Below are 20,553 nucleotides of genomic sequence, written 5' to 3'. Positions count from 1 at the left end.
AACGAGCGCTCTCAATCCAAAGCTGGCTCTTTCCTGAAAAGGAAGGTTGCCGTCATGGCCGACAATAGATAATTGGTGAAACACCAGCTTCCTTTGTCGCATGTACGAAAGATGAAAGGATCCAGAACATTTGAGTGATATTCCCAGGAACTCGCATCCCTTTTTGTAATTTAGTGAACTCTGACTCAATCTGAGCCCTTGACAAAAAAGAGCAACAAATAATACATCGTTTATTGAAGCGATAGTCCTGCCGAAGCTCGGCAAGGTACTTCTTGAAATCACCATGTAGCTTTCTTCTAACCCGCGGCATTGTGCCGTCACGGTAATTCATCAAAAACTTGTTGTCGTACTTTTTTCCGAAAGCACGCAAATCAATATCCATATTTCCGATATTTTTTATGGCTTGCCCTACAACGTCATGTAGATTGCTAGCGGACTTACTCATATCTCCATGCTTCGAGTGTATAAAACTTACAGAGCATTCCTTTTTATTGAAAACAATATGATCAGCCCATTCATCACCTAGATCGTCACAAAAGATATAGTCATTTTTGCTACAATACTTTTCAATAAGCCCAAAAACCGAGTTTGAGTCAAACTTTTTCCTAGCAGGTTTGTAGTCACCTTTCTCAGAGGTAGCCATTGCAAGATCATCAATTACTATAAATGATTTTAGAAGACTAGGAATTTCATTGACGCCAGCACCATCTTTGAAACACTGCCCCATGAAATACATGTATTGTGGATTGGAGAAGCTGATAGTGGTCAGATTGTTTTTATTTATAAATGACTGCAGCGTCAGCTCTTTTCCATTTTCTTCAAGCTTTATTTTTCGCAATGCAGGCACATCTAGAGAAATAGAACTTTTATTTTTTTTGAGACTGGCCGGCCTGCTTGTACCATTTAACTTAAAGTCCAACCCTGGAATAATCTCATAGACTGTTTCCAGCTGAGAGATCAATACACGTAATTGTTTCCCTGTCAGCTCAAAGGTCCTGCCCTTTCTCGTCGTATAAAAGAGCGGAACATTTTTCTCTAACAAGTTATCAACGACAAAGGATGACTCTACTAGAACAGCAGTAGGCTGAGTATTATTCCACACGACATCTAGGTCAACTAGCTGCGCAAACGCTTCTAAGAAATCCTTGTCGCCAGAGGGGTTTTTGATCTGTTCGATTTGCTGACGCGCCCAGCTAACAATATCATCAAGAGACTTCCTTTCGGAAGACTCTACTACTCGGCCACTTTGCGCCGAAATAGTTTTAATTCGGCCATTGAGTTTGAGCTTGAAGAAGTAAGGAATTGACCTTCCAGCAGCGTGCAGGGAAAGCAAACCCTTCAGATCTGCAGCTTCATAAGCTTTACTGCGCATTGCGCGCTCGGAAACGGTCATATTCCGCATAGATATTTTTTGAAATTCAGCTTCGTCATCGCTGAATGAAGCTGTTAACTCTGAACTTTTGATGGGGGTCAGATGTTTTTCTATGACCTCGGAGACGCTTGCGCAGGATTTTTTCAATACTGCGACGTGGCCATCGACCTGAATGACCAGGATGAGCGCATGGATCAGGTCCGAGAGAGGATCTTCCCAAAAATGAACAGGCCTTTCGGTTGGGAACACTCTGAGGCTGAACCGAAACTCGGTACCGTCCTCAAGTTTGCGAATCTCATCCGTTTTATCGACTAAAAACGCCGAGCCTAGAGTTTTGTTATCGGACGCAGCATCCAAAATAGAACAAAGGGCTTCGTTTGTGAGCGCCACATCCTCACGATAAAACTGAGCGTTTTGGGTCAGAGCTAACCGATCAGGCATGTTTCGACTCCATCCGTGGTTTTGTAAAAAATAGCATAGCGCCATCATTGGCACTAGAGACTACCGTAGCCATATCCATCGACCGAAGCCTTGCTCTGATCCCGAATCTAGAATTATTAAGGGCTCACACCTTCAAGCAATGGCATCTCTGGCCGCCTCCAACCGACCGCTACGGCGTAGTTTCGTTTTCTGCCACACACTGCGCTAATACGATCCAAATAACTTTCAACCACACATAACCACCTTGACTACACCATCAAGGAGGTTCGCCCCATGTCATTGCAGTGTCCTCGCTGTCATTCCCCCAAAGTCGCTTCATTCCATCACGCCATGAAAGTCGGCGCGGCCATCGGCACCGTGGGTGGTGCTGCACGTGGCGTCAGTGCTGCGTTGGCTGGAGGCCAAGCGGGCGCGCTCATTGGCGCTATCGCCGGCCCTGTAGGTATCACATTTGGTTCGGTATCGGGTGCCATCCTCGGTGGGCTGGCCGGCGGTGTCGGTGGCTGTGCTCTCGGCGCCCAGTTGGGTGAGTCGCTCGATCGCCACGTCTTGGCCCACAACCTCTGCTTGCTATGCGGCCACCGCTTCAACCTCCCGACCTAACCAAGTCAACTCCCCTTCTATTTATTAAGTCCGGAAGGTACTGCGCTCTGCGTGGCGCTTTATGCCGGCTTGCATCTAAAGGAATTACAACCATGGCTCATCTCGTCGAAACAATGGCCTATGCTGGCGCAGCCCCCTGGCATGGCCTGGGCAATCAACTCACTCAAAAACAACCCATCGAAATCTGGCAACGCGAAGCCGGAATGGACTGGGCGATCCAAGAAAGCCCCGTTCACTTCAAAGCCGACACTGTCGGCCATCTCGGCAGCATCCACTCCTTCCCCGAGCAGAAGGTGCTCTACCGTTCGGACACCAAAGCACCGCTGTCGGTGGTTTCCCAGCGCTACCACACCGTGCAGCCTCGGGAAGTTTTGGAGTTTTATCGTGACCTCACCGAGGTCTCCGGCTACGAGCTGGAGACTGCGGGGGTACTCAAAGGTGGTCGCAAGTTCTGGGCGCTGGCGCGTACCGGGCAAGGCGCAGCGCTCAAGGGTAACGATCAGGTCAACGGCTACTTGCTACTGGCTACATCCTGCGATGGCACCCTGGCCACTACAGCAACACCAACCACCGTGCGAGTGGTGTGCAACAACACCCTGACCATCGCCCTGGACGGCACCAGCCGAGCGATCAAGGTGCCGCACAACACCCGCTTCGATCCGAAAGCAGTGAAGAAGCAGCTCGGCATCGCCGTCTCGCAGTGGGATGAGTTTATGTACCGCATGCGGACTTTGTCTGAGCGCAAGGTTCAGTGGCATGAGGCGCTGGGGTTCTTCATGACAGTGTTGTGTGAGACCAGTCCAACCGGCGCACTGCCGGAGGTACTGCCCAACGAACGCGCCCTGCGAAAGGTGCAAGAGCTGTATGAAGGCCGTGGTCGGGGCAGTCAGCTGGACTCGGCTCGCGGTACCGCCTGGGGCCTGCTCAACGCCGTAACCGAGTACGTCGACCATGAACGTCGCGCCCGTAGCAACGAGTACCGCATGGACTCGGCCTGGTTCGGCCAAGGGGCGCAGATCAAGCAACGTGCTCTGGACACCGCCCTGCAGCTTGTCGCCTAACCGGTTACTTCCTCCCCCCAAAACGCCCGATCAGCAACGAGGCTGATCGGGCGTTTCTATTTCTGCAAGGTGAACGCTATGAACGCTACTCCGTTGCGCAGCACTAGCAAGGCTCGTCCAGCGCTGCGCCTGATCAGCACCAAGGAACTGCCTCGTGAAGATTGGCTGGCGGTGCGCAAGCAAGGCATCGGCAGCTCGGATGCCGGCGCTGCGGTGGGTCTAAATCCCTACAAATCGCAGTTGGAGCTGTGGCTGGAGAAAACCGGTCGAGGCACCACTCTGCCAAAAGCCGACCCACATGATGAAGAAAGTCCGATGTACTGGGGCAACGTGCTGGAACCAATCGTGGCCTGGCACTACAGCAAGCGTACTGAGAATAAGGTGCGACGTATCAACGCCGTACTGCAGCATCCGAATCCGGATATGTCCTGGATGCTAGCCAACATCGACCGTGAGGTGATCGGCGCGGACGACGTGCAGATCCTCGAATGTAAGACCGCCGGCATAAATGGGGCACGTCTCTGGAAGGAAGGTGTACCCGAGTATGTAGAACTGCAAGTGATGCACCAACTCGCAGTCACCGGCAAGCAGGCGGCAGATGTAGCGGTGCTGCTCGGAGGTCAGCACCTGGAGATCCATCGCATTGAGCGAGATGAGCAGATGATCGCCCGCCTGATCGAACTGGAGCGTAAGTTTTGGACCTACGTGGAAACCGATACCCCGCCGCCAGCCGACGGCAGTGCATCGGCCGAGGCGGCTTTGCGCTGCTTGTACCCCGAGGACAACGATCAGACCGTCGACTTCAGCGGCCACGCAGGATTGGCTGCGGCCTACTTAGAGCTCAAGGCCGTGCGCCAGTCGATTGCCGATAAGGAAAAGCGCGAGGCTGAGCTCAAGCAGATGCTGCAGCAAGCCATGGGCGATGCCAGTCGGGCGGAGTTCTCCAGCGGCTACGTCTCCTGGCGCAAGGCCAAGGACAGCATCGGTCTCGATGTCGCTCAACTGCTCCAGGACAAGCCCTACCTGCAGGCTAAGTACCCGCTGCTGAAACCCGGTGCAAGGCGTTTCCTGGTCGGCTGATTTCCACCTCTTTCACTCTTCCCTCCCCTTGGCCAGTCCATACAGTTCGCGCTGCGTGACTGGTCTTTTTTCATTTCCAGGAGAACCATCATGTTGAAAGGCTTAGCACTGACTCCGCCCGTGCTCGGACGCATCTCCATCGGCAAAGTCGTTGAAAGAAACGGTAAACGCCTGCCGGAGAAAGATGATCAGTTCACCATCACATCCCAAGTACAAAGCAGGGATGGCTGGCTGCTACATCCACTCAACGACGAACTGCGCCAGAGTAAGGAAGACAAGCTGCGCAGTATTCCTATACGCCTATTGTTCAACGAACCGGAGCTGAATTTCCGGGCCGATTACACCCTGTTCGACCGGCAGTCCGGGCGACCGTTGTGCGTGGGCAATGGTGAAACCTGCAAGCGCGCAGCCCAGGACGGCATACAGTCTCTGCCCTGCCCTTCGCCCGATGCCTGCCCACTGGCCAAAGGCGGTGCCTGCAAGCCTTACGGGCGACTGAATGTGATTATCGGTGATGAGGATTCGTTGGGTAGCTTTGTGTTCCGCACCACCGGATTCAACAGCATCCGCACCCTGGCCGCTCGACTGCATTACTTCCAGGCCATCTCGGGCAATCGACTGGCTTGCATGCCGCTGGAGCTGCGTCTACGCGGTAAATCCACCCGGCAAAGCCATGGCACGCCGATTTTCTATGTCGACCTCACGATACGCGCTGGCATCGATATGAGCGAAGCACTGCATAAGGCGAACGAGCTGGATACACAGCGGCAAACAGCAGGTTTCGATCAGAGGGCTCTAGATGACGCGGCTCGCCGAGGCTTCGGCAATGGCGCCTTCGAGGACAGCGAGGAGGACAGTCACGTCGTGATCGAGGAGTTCTTCGTAAACTCGGAGCCCGCCAGCACCTCTAGCCAGGGAGAATCGCAGCCAGCTCCCAACTCCCTCGCGGGAAAACTAGAAGCCCTCACGTCGCAGAGCCACTGAATCAAACCTGTCGGTGCCGAGTACATCGGCCAGATACAAGATCTTGGAGTCCCGCCATGTCGCTAATGCGATTTTTGCTCTGCTTGTTCATATTCGTCGGCGCGCTTGCAGCCGCCGGGGCGCTGGTGCTGAGTATTCTGCTCATGCTGCGCTTTCCACCGCTGTTACTGGCCGTCCTGCTGGCCTGCTGGATCCTGAGCCGCTTGCTCAGATTAATTTCCCCCAGTCGGGGAAATCCCACCTGAAATATTCCAAGTAACCGTCAGCGGCCATACACACGGCCGCTTTTACCAGGAGAATGAATCATGCTTCGATACTGCTTGATCTGCGACTCCAAGGCCGTCCTAACTAGGGAAGCTGCCAAAGGCATCGCCCTGTTACTCGGCCTGGCTGACAGCGCGCTGCGAGAAGCGCAGAAATCTAATGAGAATACCCAAGCGCCAGGCAGCCATCTGCTCATCAATGGGTTGGCCGCTATCACTCCCGCGTATCCATCGGCGTTGCGGGTAGCAGAGGATGTCGCCAAATATCACTTCGCAGGGTTCAACTGTTTGTGCCTACGCTGTGGTGCTCTGTTCGACGAGCCTCGGGAAAAAGAATCCTCTGAAACAACAAAGCAACCGCCGTGACTGAGCTAATCAGTTGCGATCAAGCCTAGTGACAAGACGCTCCACCATGTCCATGACGAAGTCGCGGTCATGCGCCTCCAGCCTAGACAGCAAGTCATAAAGCCTCCGCGCCTGATCCTCAGGGCGTGAACTCCCCTCGGTCAGCAGGTCAGCCGTTTCACAACGAAAAACCGCTGCCAGCTCCACCAAACGCTCGATGTTGGGCATAACGATGCCTCTCTCGATACGGGATACAGCCTCGCTTCCAATCCCAAGCTTTTCCGCAACCTGCTCCTGACTCAGCTTGCAACGAGCACGCTGGCGAGCAATTGCTTGGCCAACAAGCTCCGCCAACTGCTTCGATTCGGTTTTTGACATGCCACCCTCCAGTTCAACCTGGATGGTTGAGCATCAACCTGTTGACATGAAGGACTTATCAAACCGAGACTCACCCTTAAAGGTTGGTATTCCACCCTTTTTCAAATTCACTAACTCTTGCAAGGAGCTCAGAAACCCCATGATCGTCATAACAGGTCTGAATGAAGCGCAGATTGAAGGTCTAGTGAAAAGTAAAGAGTCCTTCGAGATCCATAGTCTCAGGGGCAATTTCATGGCAGGTATCAAACTGGTTGAAACCAAGATTGAAAGCCAGGGGCTGAAGTGTCGAGTCAAAAGCGATGTGAAAAGTGCAGTGGTACAAGGCGGCGCACTCGGCGCCGTATTCACCGTCCTGACAACACCTGCAACATTGACCATAGCGACATTAACGGCTGCAGCAGGCGTAGGTCATACGCTCGTTACGTACAACCCCGACTACGAGATCATCAAGGACTACGTCAACAAGCGGCTCAAGGTTGTTTACAAGAAATAGCAGCTTTGCTCAGCCCCCTCGTCAAACCCTTCATAGTAAGAAATAAACAATGAAACGTATCCTCAGCATCCTCCTTCTCGCGTCCTGTGCTCACGCCAACGCTGAGATCTCCGCGTACCAGGGGACAGCGGCTTTCTTTCCCGACGAGAAATCGAGCCACAACCTGCCGGAAGCGATTCCATGCGTCACCCGCCCAGCGGCGACGGGTCAACCAATGCTCTTCTGTACTTGGCTCACAAGCACGCGGTACGTGGACCTATGGGACGCTCAGCGCCAGCAGAGCGTCCGCATCACCAATAAAGTCAATGGCATGTGCCAACGTGGCAACTGCCGAATCCAAGGTGCAGAGGTCGGTAACTGGAAGGAGGACACCCCGTTCCAGCTCTCCATCTGGTACCGCATAGGCAGTAGCACCGATGGCAAGCCCGTTGCCTATCGCACCGATGCGACTCGTCAAGTGTCTTACGCCGAAGCGGGTAGCCTGCTGATGAGGTTCTACTTAGATGCAGGAGTTCCGGACAATGAACTGGTTTCGACATTCGATAAGCGTTACATCGGTGGTTGGGCAGCATGGAATAAGGAGAAAGGCGGAGCAGCATCAGCGGCGACGAACACCCCGCAAACTCCCCAGTTCGAATGGCCAAAAGTCAAAACCGCCTGGTGCAATCCGCGCATGGATGACGACTGCTATGTCAACAACAAGAAGGTACCAGTAGCTGAGCTGGGCAAATGGTTACCGGACATCAGCGAGTCGAATGCTGACCAGCTAGGCGGTCACTGTGAAACCATCCTTTGCTTCGACAAAGATGAGCAGCCAATGGGGTATCTGCTGCAATAACAATCCTGAGCCCAGATGCACAGGCCCAAATAGGTGCCTTGCTCATCCTGAGGCACCCGAGACTGAATAAACGGCATGAGGCGGACAGAGGGCTACTGAGCCTTCTGCCGACTTCATGGTGTCTTTATTTTTTGCTTTTAACTGTTCCGCACCGAACTAAGCAGATCCGCACCCGCATCCCTTTTCAACAGTTGATACACCATCGTCAAAAACACATCTCTAGTCGACTCATCACTGAGCAACTTGGGCGCCATGTTGGCATATTTTTAAACGCTCCCGCCCACCCCTTTAAACTTCTCAACAAATGCTGCGATTTGCTGGAAAACACTCTGCTTTTTGGTCAGGTACTGCGGATTCAATGGGCTCATCTTGGGCAAAACGGCATTCAGCTCAGTACCACTGTCACTGGCAAACTCACGCTTCAGCGAGGTGGTGATATAGCGTCTAGCCGCCTCGGTATTCAGATTCTCGGTGCAGATCAGCTCTTGTGCCTCACGCAGCTGTTCCTCTTGAGCAAAGCTGAAGAAGGCGTCGATCACGCTGGCTTTGTCGCCAATCTGATCCAGATCGGTCTGGTTGATGAAATCGACCAACAAGCTTTCCTTCGCGCGATTACCCAAGCTGGCACGAATCACCCGGCGCACTTCATCCACCAGGTCCGATTTGCTCTTGATCTTCTTGTTGTGCTCAAAAATCAGCTCCAGGATGTAATCTAGATTGATTTCCTGCGATTTGAGCAGGTCCACTTCAAAGACCACATCATCCCAATCGATGGTGGATTTTTGCTTTTCTGCGCCCGCTTTTTCCCGGCGCAGCCAATCACGCACATCGTTATAGGTCGAGCGGTAATCCTGGATTTTCCGCTCCGCTGGCATCTTGATCGCTTGCAGTGCGGCAAGATCTTCATCGCTCAAATAATGCTGTGCCTTGAACGCCTCAATTGCCGCCGAATCGTTCATTTCCAAGCTTTGCAAGGCCTTGAGACTGGCGAATTCATCGTAGTTCTGGAGCACGTTCTCCACGCGCAAGTACTCGCCAAACAGCTTGGCAAAGGCCTTTTTATCAGACTCTTTTTCAATGGCTGCAGGGTTGGGGAAGCGCTGCTCCAGCTCTGTAACGACCTCAACGAAACCACGCCGCGCCTCGCCTGTTAGCACATCGGTAAAGCCCTCCATGTACTCCTTGTAGCTCTTCTCCAGTACCACGTTTCGGGTATTGCTGTTGCCGAACAAGGTGATGGCATCGATGGTCGCCTGTTCCAGATCGCGGAAGGTCACGATATTGCCAAAGGTCTTGGTCGCATCAAAAATCCGGTTGGTGCGCGAATAGGCCTGCACCAGGCCGTGGTAGCGCAGGTTTTTGTCGACGAACAGCGTGTTAAGCGTGGGCGCATCGAAGCCGGTGAGGAACATGCCCACCACGATCAACAGGTCGATTTCCCTGGCTTTGACCTGCTTAGCCAGGTCGCGGTAGTAGTTCTGAAAGCCGTTGCTGTCGACGCTGAAGTTGGTTTTGAACAGCCCGTTGTAGTCCGCAATGGCCGCATTCAAAAATTCCTTGGCGCTGCTGTTCATGGCCGAAACATCGAAGCTTTCGTCTTCGATCTCCCCTACCGCATCCTGCTCCTCATTGGCCGCGAACGAGAAGATAGTGGCCACCCTTAAAGGCTTGTCACTGCCCTTCTGTAACTCCCTGAAAGACTCGTAGTACAGCTTGGCAGCGTCCACGCTGCTGACCGCGAACATGGCATTGAAGCCCTTATTTCCCGCGTGCAGTCGGTGGGTTTTCTGCCGGTAGCTGTTCAGGATGTACTGCGTGATCTCTCGGATACGCTCGGGGTGCAGCAACGCCTGCTTGTTCTCAGCCGCGGTAAGTTTTTTCTCATCCTGCTCGGTTTCAATGGCTTTGAACTGCGGCCGCACATCGTTGTAATCGACCTTGAACTTGAGCACCTTCTCGTCGCGAATCGCATCGGTGATCACGTACGAATGCAATTCACGGCCAAACACGCTTGCCGTATCTTCCGCACCTAAGGCGTTATGGCCTGCAAATATCGGCGTGCCGGTAAAGCCGAACTGATAGAACTTCTTGAACTTCTTCTTCAGGTTCTTCTGCGCTTCACCAAACTGGCTGCGGTGGCACTCGTCGAAAATGAACACCACCTGTTTGCCGTAAATGGGCAGGTCGGGCTCGCTCTTCATCAGGTTGTTGAGCTTCTGGATGGTGGTGACGATGATCTTGTTGTCGTCCTTGTCCAGGTTACGCTTCAGGCCCGCCGTGCTGTCCGAACCATTCACGCTTTCCGGGGAAAAGCGCTGGTATTCCTTCATGGTCTGGTAATCCAGATCCTTGCGGTCCACCACGAAGAACACCTTGTCGACATACGCCAGCTCAGTGGCCAGACGAGCCGCCTTGAAGCTGGTCAGCGTCTTGCCAGAGCCGGTGGTGTGCCAGATGAAGCCGCCGCCTTCGTGCTTGCTCCAGTTTTTGGCGTGATACGCGCAGTTGATCGCCCACAGAATGCGTTCTGTGGCGGCAATCTGGTACGGGCGCATCACCAACAGTGTGTTGCTGACATCGAACACCGAGTAGTGCAGGAGCACATTGAGCAGCGTATGCTTCTGGAAGAAGGTAGCGGTGAAGTCTTTCAGATCTTTGATCAGGCTGTTATCGGACTTCGCCCAGTTCATGGTGAAGTCGAAGCTGTTCTTGTTGCGCTGGGTGGTGTTAGCAAAGTAACGGCTGTCGGTGCCGTTGGAGATCACGAATAGCTGCAGGTATTTGAACAGGGAATGCTCACTATTCAAGCTCTCCTTGCTGTAGCGGTGTACCTGATTGAAGGCCTCACGAATCGCCACACCACGCTTCTTCAATTCCACCTGCACAAGGGGCAAGCCATTGACCAGAATCGTCACGTCGTAGCGATTGGCGTGGCTGCCCTTTTGTTCAAACTGCTTGATCACCTGCACCTTGTTGCGCAGAACGTTTTTCTTGTCCAGCAGGTAGATGTTCTGGATACGGCCATCGTCAAAGACGAAGTCGTGAATGTAGTCGTCATGGATCTTGCGGGTTTTCTCATTGAGGCCTTCACTGGACTTGTCCAGCCAGCTCTCGACAAAGCGTTGCCACTCACTGTCGGAAAACTGCGCGTTATTGAGCGTTTGCAGCTGCACGCGCACATTGGCCAGCAGGGCTTGGGGCGTGTTCAGGCCGGGCAGGTATTCATAACCCTGATTGACCAGATCCTCAATAAACTCACGCTCCAAATCGCCTTCGCTCTGATAGCTTTCGGCCACCTGCGATTCCTTTATGTACTGGTCCAGAACGATGAAGCTTTTCGATTCGGCGATGGTCGTGTAATCGCTCATTCTTGCGCGTCCCTTTTCTGCAACAGCTTTTTCACCTCGCGGTCGAAATCAGATTCGATGCGCTGCTGTATATTGAACTTTTCATACTCGGCAAGGGTTTTCTGTTCCGCCTGCTGGCGCGACACTACGCCGTAGCCGTTTCTGCGTCAGCTAAACATTCTCATTGCTGAGCAATACCTCTACCTTGATAGCGCCATTAGGCGTGGTGTAAAGCAGAAACTCAGTGGTTTGATCGCGCAATGTAAGGTTGTACGTCGACATGGTCGTTCTCTCGTGTCATAGCACGCAGGGTGCGTACGCTACCGGCGTCTGGTGGTAATCACTGGGATGAATGATAACGGTCATGCCTTCATACGCCCTCTTGCTTCCAAAAGCCGTATTTGTCTTTCAAATTATCGAGCAACAACTTGACCATGGCTTTTTCTGCTGGAGTGGGTTCTGCAACGGCCTCATTAGACAAAGTGCTATGGCTTGTGAAATTCATGACCCTGCCCAGATAGAGCTGCTTGTCCTCAGGCAATAGCTCCGACCAATTGGGATAGCCCAAAAAGCTGGAAGTTTTTTCGTAGAGATTGCGCAGCAAAGTGAAGTGATACCTTTCAACTTTGTTTTCAGCAATCGCCTGCTCTATCGTATGCTTCAAATGTAGATGATAGGAAAAGCTTTTGTTAGAGTCGCCGGGCTTTTCAGTGAGAGCATAAGTTCCATCATCAAGATGCTCTAGCAAATAGCAGACCTTATTTTTCAACTCATTGAATAATACATTATAGAACAACGGACTGTGCGTCGTAACGATAAACTTCAGGTCGGATCGACTGGATTTGATCAACCCCCCTAAGTTGACCGCCAATTCGATCAAATGGTTATCATCAAGAGAGCTGACCGGATCATCAATAAAGACGTATTCCAGGCGGTCAAACTGGTTGGTCTCCCGGCCTTCGGGCTCGGCGAAATTTAGAATCGTGATTACTTGATCCAAAAGAGCATAAAAGACACTCCATACAAAGTTACTTTCTTCACCCTTGGATATCTTGATATAGCCAGATCGTTCATTGTTGCCACGCTCCAGAGAAAAGCTTACCTCTGTGAAGTCCTCACTAAAATGCGGCGTTAGTTTGTCATTCGCATAGCGCTGGAAATACTTGACGATGTTTCCGTCTTGACCCAAATCTCTAAGCAGAGCAAGCAACCAATCCGTGTATGAATTCGGCTGAATCTTCAGCTTGGGCTCTGCATCTCCCGCCAAATCGTTATCCCAAAAAAACAAATCTTCGGTAAACGCGTTGTAATAAAGAATCTTGTTACGCGACAACTCAAGCTGATCTGCCTCACCAGCTCCGTCTCCGCCATCGCCCTTCGGTGCAATTAGCTGTTTTAACTCACGCGACAGGCGTGTTTTACCCGTACCATTAAAGGCATAGATAAGCTGCACCTTGGGCACAGGTTTAGCCTCTTCTATCACCTTCGTCTTTTCCGGAACGGTTTTTTGAACCGTTTTAGGAGTGCTCAATTGTTGAGCTATTTCCGATAGCGTCTTACCCATATTACGCCGCTACCTCTTCAGGCCTAGGGAAACTCAACAGCAAGTCGCGGTAATACGCGTATTGCTTTTGGCGCAAAGCAATTTCATGCGGTAAGACTTCGCTGACGGCGTTTGTCAAAACGTCTAATTTGTCGAGGATGCCAACGATACGGGCTTGTTCGGCAAGGGATTTATCAGGATCACCTGGATAAGGAACAGGGATTTTAATCTTTGAAAAACCTTTAACCAGCAGTGTATTAACTTTGGTTCTGGCTATATATTTTGCCTTCTCTGCAACAAATGGTGTTGCTTGCATGCAATAGGAAACAAATTTCGGATCCATCGAATGCCGAAAAGCATAGCAATGGTCATGTATAGCGACCTTTTCATCTCCGAGCCATGCCACTGCCTTACCAACATCTTCAACGGTCTCACCCACGTCGGTTATCACCACATCGCCTGGCTCTGCATAGCGCAGCGACCCAACCATATCATTTCTGACCTGAGAAAAAGCTCGCGTCGTAAAAACGCCGTAACGCGTGTATATCTCGCCGTAATGGATAACGTTGATTCCGTCTTCCACATAGTCAGCCTTGGTAAAACGCTTGCCACGAATAAATTCGCCAATATCCCCCAGCGCCTTCCACTCCACATCCCCTTCTTTAAAACTCAACAAATTGTCGCGATAGTAGATATATTGCTTTTTACGCGCGGCAAGTTCGGCAGTAAGTTCGGCAGTAAGTTCGGAAGTAAGCTCGGTAAAGGTGTCCAGTATGCGGACAATTTCAGTTTGAATCTCTAGCGATTTTTTGGGATTTTCTGGGCAAGGGATGGGAATTAGGAGCCTTCTAAGATCGCCCATCGGCAAACTAACCACCGGTGACCCAACAATTTTCTTGCTGTATTCTTTTACTATCCCTTGAGAACGCAGGAGGTGCGAAAGATATCGTGAATCAATAGTTTTATGAACGGGCTTAATTACGTACACCCCTTCCTTTACATTCCAGGTCTCGGGTTCATTTTTTACAACAGCAATTCTTCCGACTGTTCCTGTTCCTGAAAACAAAATATCGCCGACTTCTAAATTGGAGCGATTATTTATAAGCTCCAGGGCCTTCTTGTTAACCCTATCTGTTTTATCTAGAAATACTACATTTCCATTTTGAATTTCACGTACGGTAACGTAGTAGCCTTCCGCACCCACTGTATTTAACTGAAAATTTTGGCGGGGGTTAAGCCCAGTTTTTAGTGAAACAATTACATCATCAAGTGGTTTCCACACCACCGCTACACCATCCAGCAATCTACCCAAGAAGTTCATGCTGCTCATGCTCCCAACTCCTCACCCTCGATCTGCGCAACGATGGCATCAATATCCTTGCGCAGATGGTCGATCCTGACAACCGCGGTTCTCAGGTCGGCATTGAGCTGAGCAATATTCACCACTTCGCGGTTGTCCTTGACATCGATATAGCTGCTGACGGACAGGTTGTAATCGTTGGCAGCCACCTTCTCCAAAGGGACGGACCTGGCAAAGTGATCCACATTCGCCTTGCTGTCGAACACCTGCATGATGCGCTCGATATGCGAGTCTTCCAGCAGGTTGTTGTTGGTGCCTTTTTTAAACAGGCCGCTGGCGTCGATAAATTGAGTGGTGGTGTCCGTCTTGTGTTTGGACAGCACCAGAATATTCACAGCGATGGTGGTGCCGTAGAACAGGTTGGAGGCGAGCGAAATCACACTTTCCACATAGTTGTTGTCCACCAGGTATTGGCGGATTTTCTGCTCGGCTCCACCCCGGTAGAAAATGCCGGGGAAGCAGACAATGGCGGCGCGGCCTTTAGCTGAGAGGTAGCTGAGGGCGTGCAGCACAAAGGCGAAGTCAGCCTTGGATTTAGGGGCTAGCACGCCGGCCGGGGCAAAGCGGTCGTCGTTAATCAGAGTGGGGTCGTCCGCCCCCTTCCACTTCACCGAATACGGCGGGTTGGAGACGATGGCATCGAAGGGTTTATCGTCGCCAAAGTGCGGTTCGATCAGCGTATCACCGAGCTGGATATTGAATTTGTCGTAGTTGACGTTGTGGAGGAACATATTCATCCGCGCCAGGTTATACGTGGTGTGATTGAGTTCCTGACCGAAAAAACCGTCTTCGATGATGTGTTCATCAAAGTGCCTCTTGGCTTGCAGCAGCAGCGAGCCCGAGCCGCAAGCGGGATCGTAGATCTTGTTGATACTGGTTTGCTTGTGCATGGCGAGCTGGGCGATCAGCTTGGAGACCTGCTGCGGAGTGAAGAACTCACCGCCCGATTTGCCGGCATTGGCGGCGTAGTTGGAGATGAGGAATTCGTAAGCGTCGCCAAAAAGGTCGATGTGGCTTTCGTCAAAGGTGCCAAAGTCCAACTTTGCTACACCTTTGAGCACGTCGGCGAGGCGCGCATTCTTGTCCTTTACGGTATTGCCCAGACGGTTGCTAGTGGTGTCGAAGTCGGCAAACAGGCCTTTGATATCGCGCTCGGAGGGGTAGCCGCTGGCGGACGCTTCAATGTCTTTAAAGATGTTAGCCAGGTCGGTGTTCAGGCTTTCGTTGCTGTGGGCACTGGCCGCCACCTTGGCGAATAGCTGGCTGGGATAGATGAAGTAGCCCTTAGTCCTGATGGCATCGTCTTTGACTGCCGCGATATTCTTGTCGCCATCACCCATTGCGACGTAATCGACTGATTCATCGCCGCCGGTCATGTAATCCGCGAAGTTTTCGCTGATAAAGCGGTAGAACAGGGTGCCGAGCACATATTGCTTGAAGTCCCAGCCATCGACGGCGCCACGGACATCGTTGGCAATGGCCCATATCTGGCGCTGCAGAGCGGCGCGTTGTTGGGTGCTGGTCATTCGTTTTCCCTGTTAATTTTCTAGGTTTTAGTCGTTTGCTGGATGTCGTTAAGGCGCTTGCTGTGTGATCCGGAGCCTCGGCAGCAGCGCTGTCTATGCTGGTTTCAGCTCAAGCAGTTCGCCTACTTGACATTCAAACATTAGGCACAGCTTCTCAATGGCTTCCAGATCCACTTTCTGCGCTGTTTCTTTGTAGAGCAGGGTTACCGTGGCGCGGCTAAGCCCCGTTTCTCTGGCTACGTCAGCAATACGCATTTTGTGCTCGCCCATCATGCGGGCGAGATGGCAGCGGATCATGGCTGTGCCCCTGGAAATTGGTCTTCTCGTGAACCCCGAGGGTAACACGGTGGCTTTTGTTAGCGTGACATTTTGCTAGTCAAACTAAAATTTTGCAGCCAAAACTAACTTCTTATCGGATTTGGGTTTGCCTGGAGATTAGCGCGAGATCGAGCCCAAGCAGGAGATCCACTCCAGCCACTATCCGGCAAGCACTTTCGTGGGGTTATCCCCTATCCAAGAAGCCGCAACCAACCATCCCACGCGAGTCGCTGAGCAATGCGCGCATGGCAAGCCAGAGCGGCGACTCCGTACGTTCAAACAGCTTCGCGTTGCGAATCGCCCATCTGAGGGTTTCCGGATTATGGCTAGCGAGGTGCAACAGCAGCTCGACACTGACTGCTTTATCGAAATGCAGCACCCGGCTGAGGGCCAGGCTGGCGAGTTCGGATTGAGAAACCGCATCCACATCAAGCCAAATCGATGCCGATGCTAGGCCTTGCGCACGAACAACTGCTGACAAGTTCTTAACTGCTGGGCGTTGATCAAGGAAATGATGCAGGCATTCATCAAGAGCACGGCCCTTGCTGAGTTCTGGCTGATTCCGTTCGTATACCGACTGGTAATGCTGCCAGCAGCGCTCTCCTTTCTCTGTCATCCCACAGCACTCACATCAGCCTTAGATTCCTGGCCGGAGCCTAATCCATCGGCAGGCCAGGATTCCATGGGCATGGCGCGATTGTGCGGCAGTTAGGCAATTAGCCCCGACTGCTTCCGAACCCATGATGATTATCCCCGTAGGACTTCGTAGCGGCCTTGCAGAGGTAGCTCGCCCTATAGAACAGTGCTGGCAGTTCATCCACATCACCAGGGCGGACATCTCGGTCTATTCGGTATTCAGCGCTTGGCGGGATATTCACCAATCCTCTCACGTCATCAACTGACAGTCCCAGAGCGCTTGCCCAGGCTTCTTTCATGCGGTTATTGATATTGCTGGCTTTAGATTTGAGCCACCCCACCGTGTAGTACGCCTCCTGGTTGAGCAGGATAAGCAGATGGTAATGCGGGCGCCCCATCTCTCCAATTTCTCTAGCCCAGACGTAACGCACCTTGCTGTCATGAGCGTATGGATTTCGCTCACGAGCCTTCGCGCGATTGTGCTCGATCTTGGCCTTGAACGAGTCGATAAACCGACTGATAGCTTCGTTGGTGTAAGCGTAGTCAGGTAGGTCGATGCCCATGGGTAGGCGTAGGTCCACCCGGAATGCCAGTACCCTTGAGTGTTGATCCAGCGCTAGATCAATGGTCTTTTTCAGACGGAAAAGGTATTCGCGGATGAAGGGCCCTGCGGCCAGCATTACAGGCAAGCCATCGTAGGTAGGCAAGTCGTGCAGGTGAAGGTTGGTGTTATCGGAATGACGAAGCTGAGAGCGTTTAGTCTTGGGGGAATCAAGGTGCATGGTTATTACTCCTCAGGTAGGTTCATAACCTCTACCCAATGAGTATTTTTTAACCGTTGCACTGCTGCTCAACCAACCTGTATACCGCTGATGATCGGTGCCTTGGCTAGCCCTACCTAGCCTGTAGATATTTAACCTGAAGCGATGCTCAGCGAACCCAGCTTGCGTATACCTATTCAAGTAACTGTCTAGCTTGGCGTGTAACCGTGAACCTTGCAGGTGGTAAGGGTTGCTTAAAGCATATTACTTTTACCGAGAATGACGCTCTCGACTGGTTCGGGATACGAATCATCAATTATCTAGCCAGGCTGGCTATTTCCACCAATGCCTTACTCCGGAATAAAACCATTTCGACATGCGCTGATATTGCTACCCAAACAAGGCGAACGAGGAGCAGCACTGCTTGTCGAAAAAGGTATAGGCACACTCAGCATAAGCGCCATGACCAGTCCCAGCCGGTCATGGCGCTTATGCTGGTTCCTAACTGGCCATACTCAAGCGACCGGTGCATCTCACTCCAGCTCCTTCAGCCAGATCACGCTCTTCGATCCGCGCCAAGATCCAATCGTGCACCTCGCTATCGACCCAGCCAACGCAGCGGTCGCCGAGTGATACCGGTTTCGGGAAGCTACCTTCCGCGATGTATTTGTAGATGGTCGACCGAGCTAGGCCAGTCGAGTCGATGACTTCTTTCAGGCGAATGATCCTCATGAACGGGGCTCCTCGTATTCGTTCAGAGGATCTGCAGGTGCGGTAAAAAATGACTTACCTTTTCAGTAACCGCCGCGCTGGCGGTGTCAACAACCCGCAAACGAAGCGATAGTCCAGCGGCATTTCTGACTCTTCCCCCCAGCTCTCGATGGCCAACTCACCACGTTGAGACTCCCTCAGAATTGTGCATGTGGAAATCTCCACCGGTCGTGGCTGCAGGAGCAGCACCATGATTTCGTCACCTTCGCCCTCCAACACTGGCAGGATACTGAGATCCGCCAAGTCGAACCCGATCCAATTCGCCGCACCAAACCTCGCTCTGTACGCCTGCGCAATCCCAGAAACCAGTTTGCAAAAATGGTCGATGACAACCTTCCACGCCCGATCAGACTCGACCTCTCCCTTTCCCAAACCGGGTGGCCTTTGCAGATCTGCCTCAATCCGCTCCCTCAGCCAGCCAGGATCGACCGAACCTTCACAACCGAGCTCAAACCAGTGGCGCGAGAGCAATTCAGAGGCGCATCGATAGAGCATGAGTCGCAAGACCTCGAAAACAGATCGCCGTTCACGAGCTAGAAAGTGAAGAACCGCCTTGGGTGTCTCTGCGCGGTTCAACGCAGGTGGACGGCGAAAACCATGAATGTCCCGCAACAACACACCGAAAACATCGTTCCGAACTTTGGACTGCGGCAGCCAGTGCACCAGAACCGCACCTTCGCCACTCAAGCCATAGCCTGGATGATTTAGGTTGAGGAAATACGAGCTGTTGACCTTCTTGGTACGAAATACCGAACTTGTCACTCCGGGCACGTAGCTGCGAATCAAGCCCACTCCCCTAAGACGCTGGAGCCGATGACTTAAACTCTCGGAGTCGAGTCCTGTCAGTCGTCTAAGGTCCAAGTTGCTGAGCCCTGTCACAACACCAAATTGATCGGCATTTGCGAGCAATGCCCCCAGCAGCAATCGATTACAGATACTCAACCTGCTACGAGCCCCCGGAGGCGCAGGTTTTCCAAGCTTGGTAACTGTCGACCTCTTCCTCTGGGGCTTCGGCTGCGCCCCCAATAACTCTGCCGGGATATCAGCTCCAGAAAAAAGCCGCTTCAGATGTTCCGGGTGAGAGGCATGTGAACATTGCTGGCCCTCAAGAGTGTCCAGCGACTGCGGAGCAATTTGATTACTGATCTTTGGCCGACCTTTTCCGGCACGGGCCGACTCCAAGCGTTCCACCACACCAACCGCCACTAGTTCCCCCAAGGCAGCACTGACTATGCCTTCCACCATGTGGAGCTGTTTTGCAAGCAGCTTGCCTCGGAAGCACTCGCCTGCACTACCACCATGCGAGCCGCCCCTCGCAATGGTTTCCAATATGAATCGCGCCTCAGGTCCGCAATCAGTCAGCTTCGGTATGAGGGGCTGAATACGCAGGCTCATTTTTTGATAATCCAGATTTAAATTACAGATTATACACCCTGTACAAGTCTAATTAGTGTTACCGCATAACGTTACAAATAACACACCTAGAAACGATGGCGACAGGAGAGATTAAGACCTAGAATTCATCAACGAAAATTAGCGGGAGGAAGGGCGATGACCGGGAACTCAGGCAGACCTCGATGGTTGCGAAAGGAGGGAGGTGAGTGGGAGTGGGCCTATCGCTACATGCAGCAAACCCCCGACGAAGGAATACAAACCTGTCTCAAATACGCAACTCGGGGAAAGGAACCTAGCTATGGAATGGTTGCTGACGCGATTGTGTACCTGCAGGGAACTCGTGACGGCCTGGAGTTCGTGACACGTCTTAGGAACACCCTTCGACAGCATCGACATCGATCATTGAACGCAGGTAAGAAAAGGAAGCCCTACTCGTTCACACTTCCGACCGATACCAAAAAGGCCCTTAGCATCAACGCAAAAAAACTAAAAATGACGGAGACAGCCTTGGTCGCCGACCTCCTCAATGGCGCGGGGAAACTGCTTGAGGAACACCATGAACGAGAGCAGTTGCTTCGCGACGCATTGGACTTTGAACGCAAACGATTGAAGCAGCTTGATGATCGCTGGAAGGCTCAGCACCGCGAAGCCATGAGACAGATCGAACGACTGGCCACGCTTCTGTCAATGTGGGAGCTCACCTTGGAGCAGGCTGAACCAGGCTTCGAAGGAGACCAGGCGACCCTGCAATCTGAGACGAAGAAAAAAACTAGAGAAATCGAGAAAGCCATCAGCGATGCTCTTAAAATGCACGCACTAACTGAAGCGAGACTGATCTAGCCGACTGCATCACGCAGCCCAAGGTACCAAGCAAATCTCATTGGCATTCCAAACGGCATTCCAACTAAAAAACAAAGCCGATATTTTATTTTAAAATCAACAACTTGAGTAACCTGTTCAAATTACCCCGGCCACTTCAACGAAAAAAGACGTCCACGGACGTCTTTTTTTGTGCCTGAAATTCAGAAACGACAAGCC

At 52.2% G+C, this 20,553-nt stretch carries 21 protein-coding genes; 9 read left to right on the top strand and 12 right to left on the bottom strand.

Going from position 1 to position 20,553, the window contains the following annotated elements:
• Nucleotides 1-52: 52 nt before the first annotated feature.
• Nucleotides 53-1,813 (bottom strand): hypothetical protein, encoded by a 1,761-nt coding sequence (locus AC1MDT_RS25550; protein ID WP_480419511.1) that lies wholly within the window; start codon nucleotides 1,811-1,813, stop codon nucleotides 53-55.
• Nucleotides 1,814-2,086: 273 nt separating this feature from the next.
• On the opposite strand from AC1MDT_RS25550, the gene AC1MDT_RS25545 reads away from it, so the two are divergent.
• The 6 genes from AC1MDT_RS25545 to AC1MDT_RS25520 all read left to right on the top strand — a co-directional run bounded on the left by AC1MDT_RS25545 (nucleotide 2,087) and on the right by AC1MDT_RS25520 (nucleotide 6,170).
• The gene (locus AC1MDT_RS25545; protein ID WP_480419510.1) at nucleotides 2,087-2,416 is read left to right on the top strand and encodes a hypothetical protein; all 330 of its coding nucleotides are present in this window, start codon (nucleotides 2,087-2,089) and stop codon (nucleotides 2,414-2,416) included.
• 92 nt (nucleotides 2,417-2,508) lie between these two features.
• The gene (locus AC1MDT_RS25540; RefSeq protein ID WP_003235085.1) at nucleotides 2,509-3,477 is read left to right on the top strand and encodes a DUF932 domain-containing protein; all 969 of its coding nucleotides are present in this window, start codon (nucleotides 2,509-2,511) and stop codon (nucleotides 3,475-3,477) included.
• Between the two features lie 78 nt (nucleotides 3,478-3,555).
• Nucleotides 3,556-4,557 carry a YqaJ viral recombinase family nuclease gene (locus tag AC1MDT_RS25535; protein WP_480419509.1) on the top strand — a complete coding sequence of 334 codons (1,002 nt, stop codon included), beginning with the start codon at nucleotides 3,556-3,558 and terminating at the stop codon, nucleotides 4,555-4,557.
• A 90-nt stretch (nucleotides 4,558-4,647) separates the two neighbouring features.
• On the top strand, nucleotides 4,648-5,541 hold the full coding sequence (locus AC1MDT_RS25530; RefSeq protein WP_480419508.1) for a recombination directionality factor: 894 nt from the start codon (nucleotides 4,648-4,650) through the stop codon (nucleotides 5,539-5,541).
• 56 nt (nucleotides 5,542-5,597) lie between these two features.
• A complete protein-coding gene (locus AC1MDT_RS25525) occupies nucleotides 5,598-5,786 on the top strand; it encodes a hypothetical protein (RefSeq protein WP_480419507.1) in 189 nt (62 codons plus the stop codon).
• Between the two features lie 60 nt (nucleotides 5,787-5,846).
• Complete coding sequence (locus AC1MDT_RS25520) at nucleotides 5,847-6,170, top strand: hypothetical protein (RefSeq protein ID WP_480419506.1); 324 nt, start codon at nucleotides 5,847-5,849, stop codon at nucleotides 6,168-6,170.
• 9 nt (nucleotides 6,171-6,179) lie between these two features.
• Here the strand turns inward: AC1MDT_RS25520 and AC1MDT_RS25515 are convergent, their stop codons facing one another.
• Nucleotides 6,180-6,527, bottom strand: a complete 348-nt coding sequence (locus tag AC1MDT_RS25515; protein ID WP_464026032.1) for a helix-turn-helix domain-containing protein — start codon at nucleotides 6,525-6,527, stop codon at nucleotides 6,180-6,182.
• Nucleotides 6,528-6,666: 139 nt separating this feature from the next.
• On the opposite strand from AC1MDT_RS25515, the gene AC1MDT_RS25510 reads away from it, so the two are divergent.
• On the top strand, nucleotides 6,667-7,020 hold the full coding sequence (locus tag AC1MDT_RS25510; protein WP_480419505.1) for a hypothetical protein: 354 nt from the start codon (nucleotides 6,667-6,669) through the stop codon (nucleotides 7,018-7,020).
• 49 nt (nucleotides 7,021-7,069) lie between these two features.
• Entirely contained in the window at nucleotides 7,070-7,858 is a 789-nt protein-coding gene (locus tag AC1MDT_RS25505) for a hypothetical protein (RefSeq protein WP_480419504.1), read from the top strand.
• 266 nt (nucleotides 7,859-8,124) lie between these two features.
• Here AC1MDT_RS25505 and AC1MDT_RS25500 read toward each other — a convergent pair whose 3' ends face one another.
• From AC1MDT_RS25500 to AC1MDT_RS25455, 10 genes are all read right to left on the bottom strand, one after another.
• Nucleotides 8,125-11,226 (bottom strand): type I restriction endonuclease subunit R, encoded by a 3,102-nt coding sequence (locus AC1MDT_RS25500; protein WP_480419503.1) that lies wholly within the window; start codon nucleotides 11,224-11,226, stop codon nucleotides 8,125-8,127.
• Nucleotides 11,223-11,351: a hypothetical protein gene (locus tag AC1MDT_RS25495; RefSeq protein ID WP_480419502.1), complete on the bottom strand. Its 129-nt coding sequence runs from the start codon at nucleotides 11,349-11,351 to the stop codon at nucleotides 11,223-11,225. Before AC1MDT_RS25495 ends, AC1MDT_RS25500 begins: the two co-directional genes overlap by 4 nt.
• Before the next feature lie 224 nt (nucleotides 11,352-11,575).
• Nucleotides 11,576-12,769 carry an anticodon nuclease gene (locus tag AC1MDT_RS25490; RefSeq protein ID WP_480419501.1) on the bottom strand — a complete coding sequence of 398 codons (1,194 nt, stop codon included), beginning with the start codon at nucleotides 12,767-12,769 and terminating at the stop codon, nucleotides 11,576-11,578.
• Nucleotide 12,770: 1 nt separating this feature from the next.
• Nucleotides 12,771-14,078, bottom strand: a complete 1,308-nt coding sequence (locus AC1MDT_RS25485; protein ID WP_480419500.1) for a restriction endonuclease subunit S — start codon at nucleotides 14,076-14,078, stop codon at nucleotides 12,771-12,773.
• Nucleotides 14,075-15,634: a type I restriction-modification system subunit M gene (locus tag AC1MDT_RS25480; protein ID WP_480419499.1), complete on the bottom strand. Its 1,560-nt coding sequence runs from the start codon at nucleotides 15,632-15,634 to the stop codon at nucleotides 14,075-14,077. The genes AC1MDT_RS25485 and AC1MDT_RS25480 overlap by 4 nt, the downstream gene beginning before the upstream one ends.
• A gap of 93 nt (nucleotides 15,635-15,727) precedes the next feature.
• Entirely contained in the window at nucleotides 15,728-15,931 is a 204-nt protein-coding gene (locus AC1MDT_RS25475; RefSeq protein WP_434767654.1) for a helix-turn-helix domain-containing protein, read from the bottom strand.
• A gap of 205 nt (nucleotides 15,932-16,136) precedes the next feature.
• The gene (locus AC1MDT_RS25470; protein ID WP_480419498.1) at nucleotides 16,137-16,568 is read right to left on the bottom strand and encodes a hypothetical protein; all 432 of its coding nucleotides are present in this window, start codon (nucleotides 16,566-16,568) and stop codon (nucleotides 16,137-16,139) included.
• 100 nt (nucleotides 16,569-16,668) lie between these two features.
• Nucleotides 16,669-17,370: an inovirus Gp2 family protein gene (locus AC1MDT_RS25465; protein WP_480419497.1), complete on the bottom strand. Its 702-nt coding sequence runs from the start codon at nucleotides 17,368-17,370 to the stop codon at nucleotides 16,669-16,671.
• Nucleotides 17,371-17,850: 480 nt separating this feature from the next.
• Nucleotides 17,851-18,081 (bottom strand): helix-turn-helix transcriptional regulator, encoded by a 231-nt coding sequence (locus tag AC1MDT_RS25460; protein ID WP_480419496.1) that lies wholly within the window; start codon nucleotides 18,079-18,081, stop codon nucleotides 17,851-17,853.
• 54 nt (nucleotides 18,082-18,135) lie between these two features.
• Nucleotides 18,136-19,515 (bottom strand): hypothetical protein, encoded by a 1,380-nt coding sequence (locus AC1MDT_RS25455; RefSeq protein WP_480419495.1) that lies wholly within the window; start codon nucleotides 19,513-19,515, stop codon nucleotides 18,136-18,138.
• A gap of 303 nt (nucleotides 19,516-19,818) precedes the next feature.
• Here AC1MDT_RS25455 and AC1MDT_RS25450 point away from each other — a divergent pair, with 303 nt between their 5' ends.
• A complete protein-coding gene (locus AC1MDT_RS25450) occupies nucleotides 19,819-20,355 on the top strand; it encodes a hypothetical protein (RefSeq protein ID WP_480419494.1) in 537 nt (178 codons plus the stop codon).
• The last annotated feature ends 198 nt before the right edge of the window (nucleotides 20,356-20,553 follow it).

It is taken from the genome of Pseudomonas sp. ASL7, from assembly GCF_056680375.1.
This window is presented reverse-complemented; position numbering and strand designations above follow the sequence as displayed.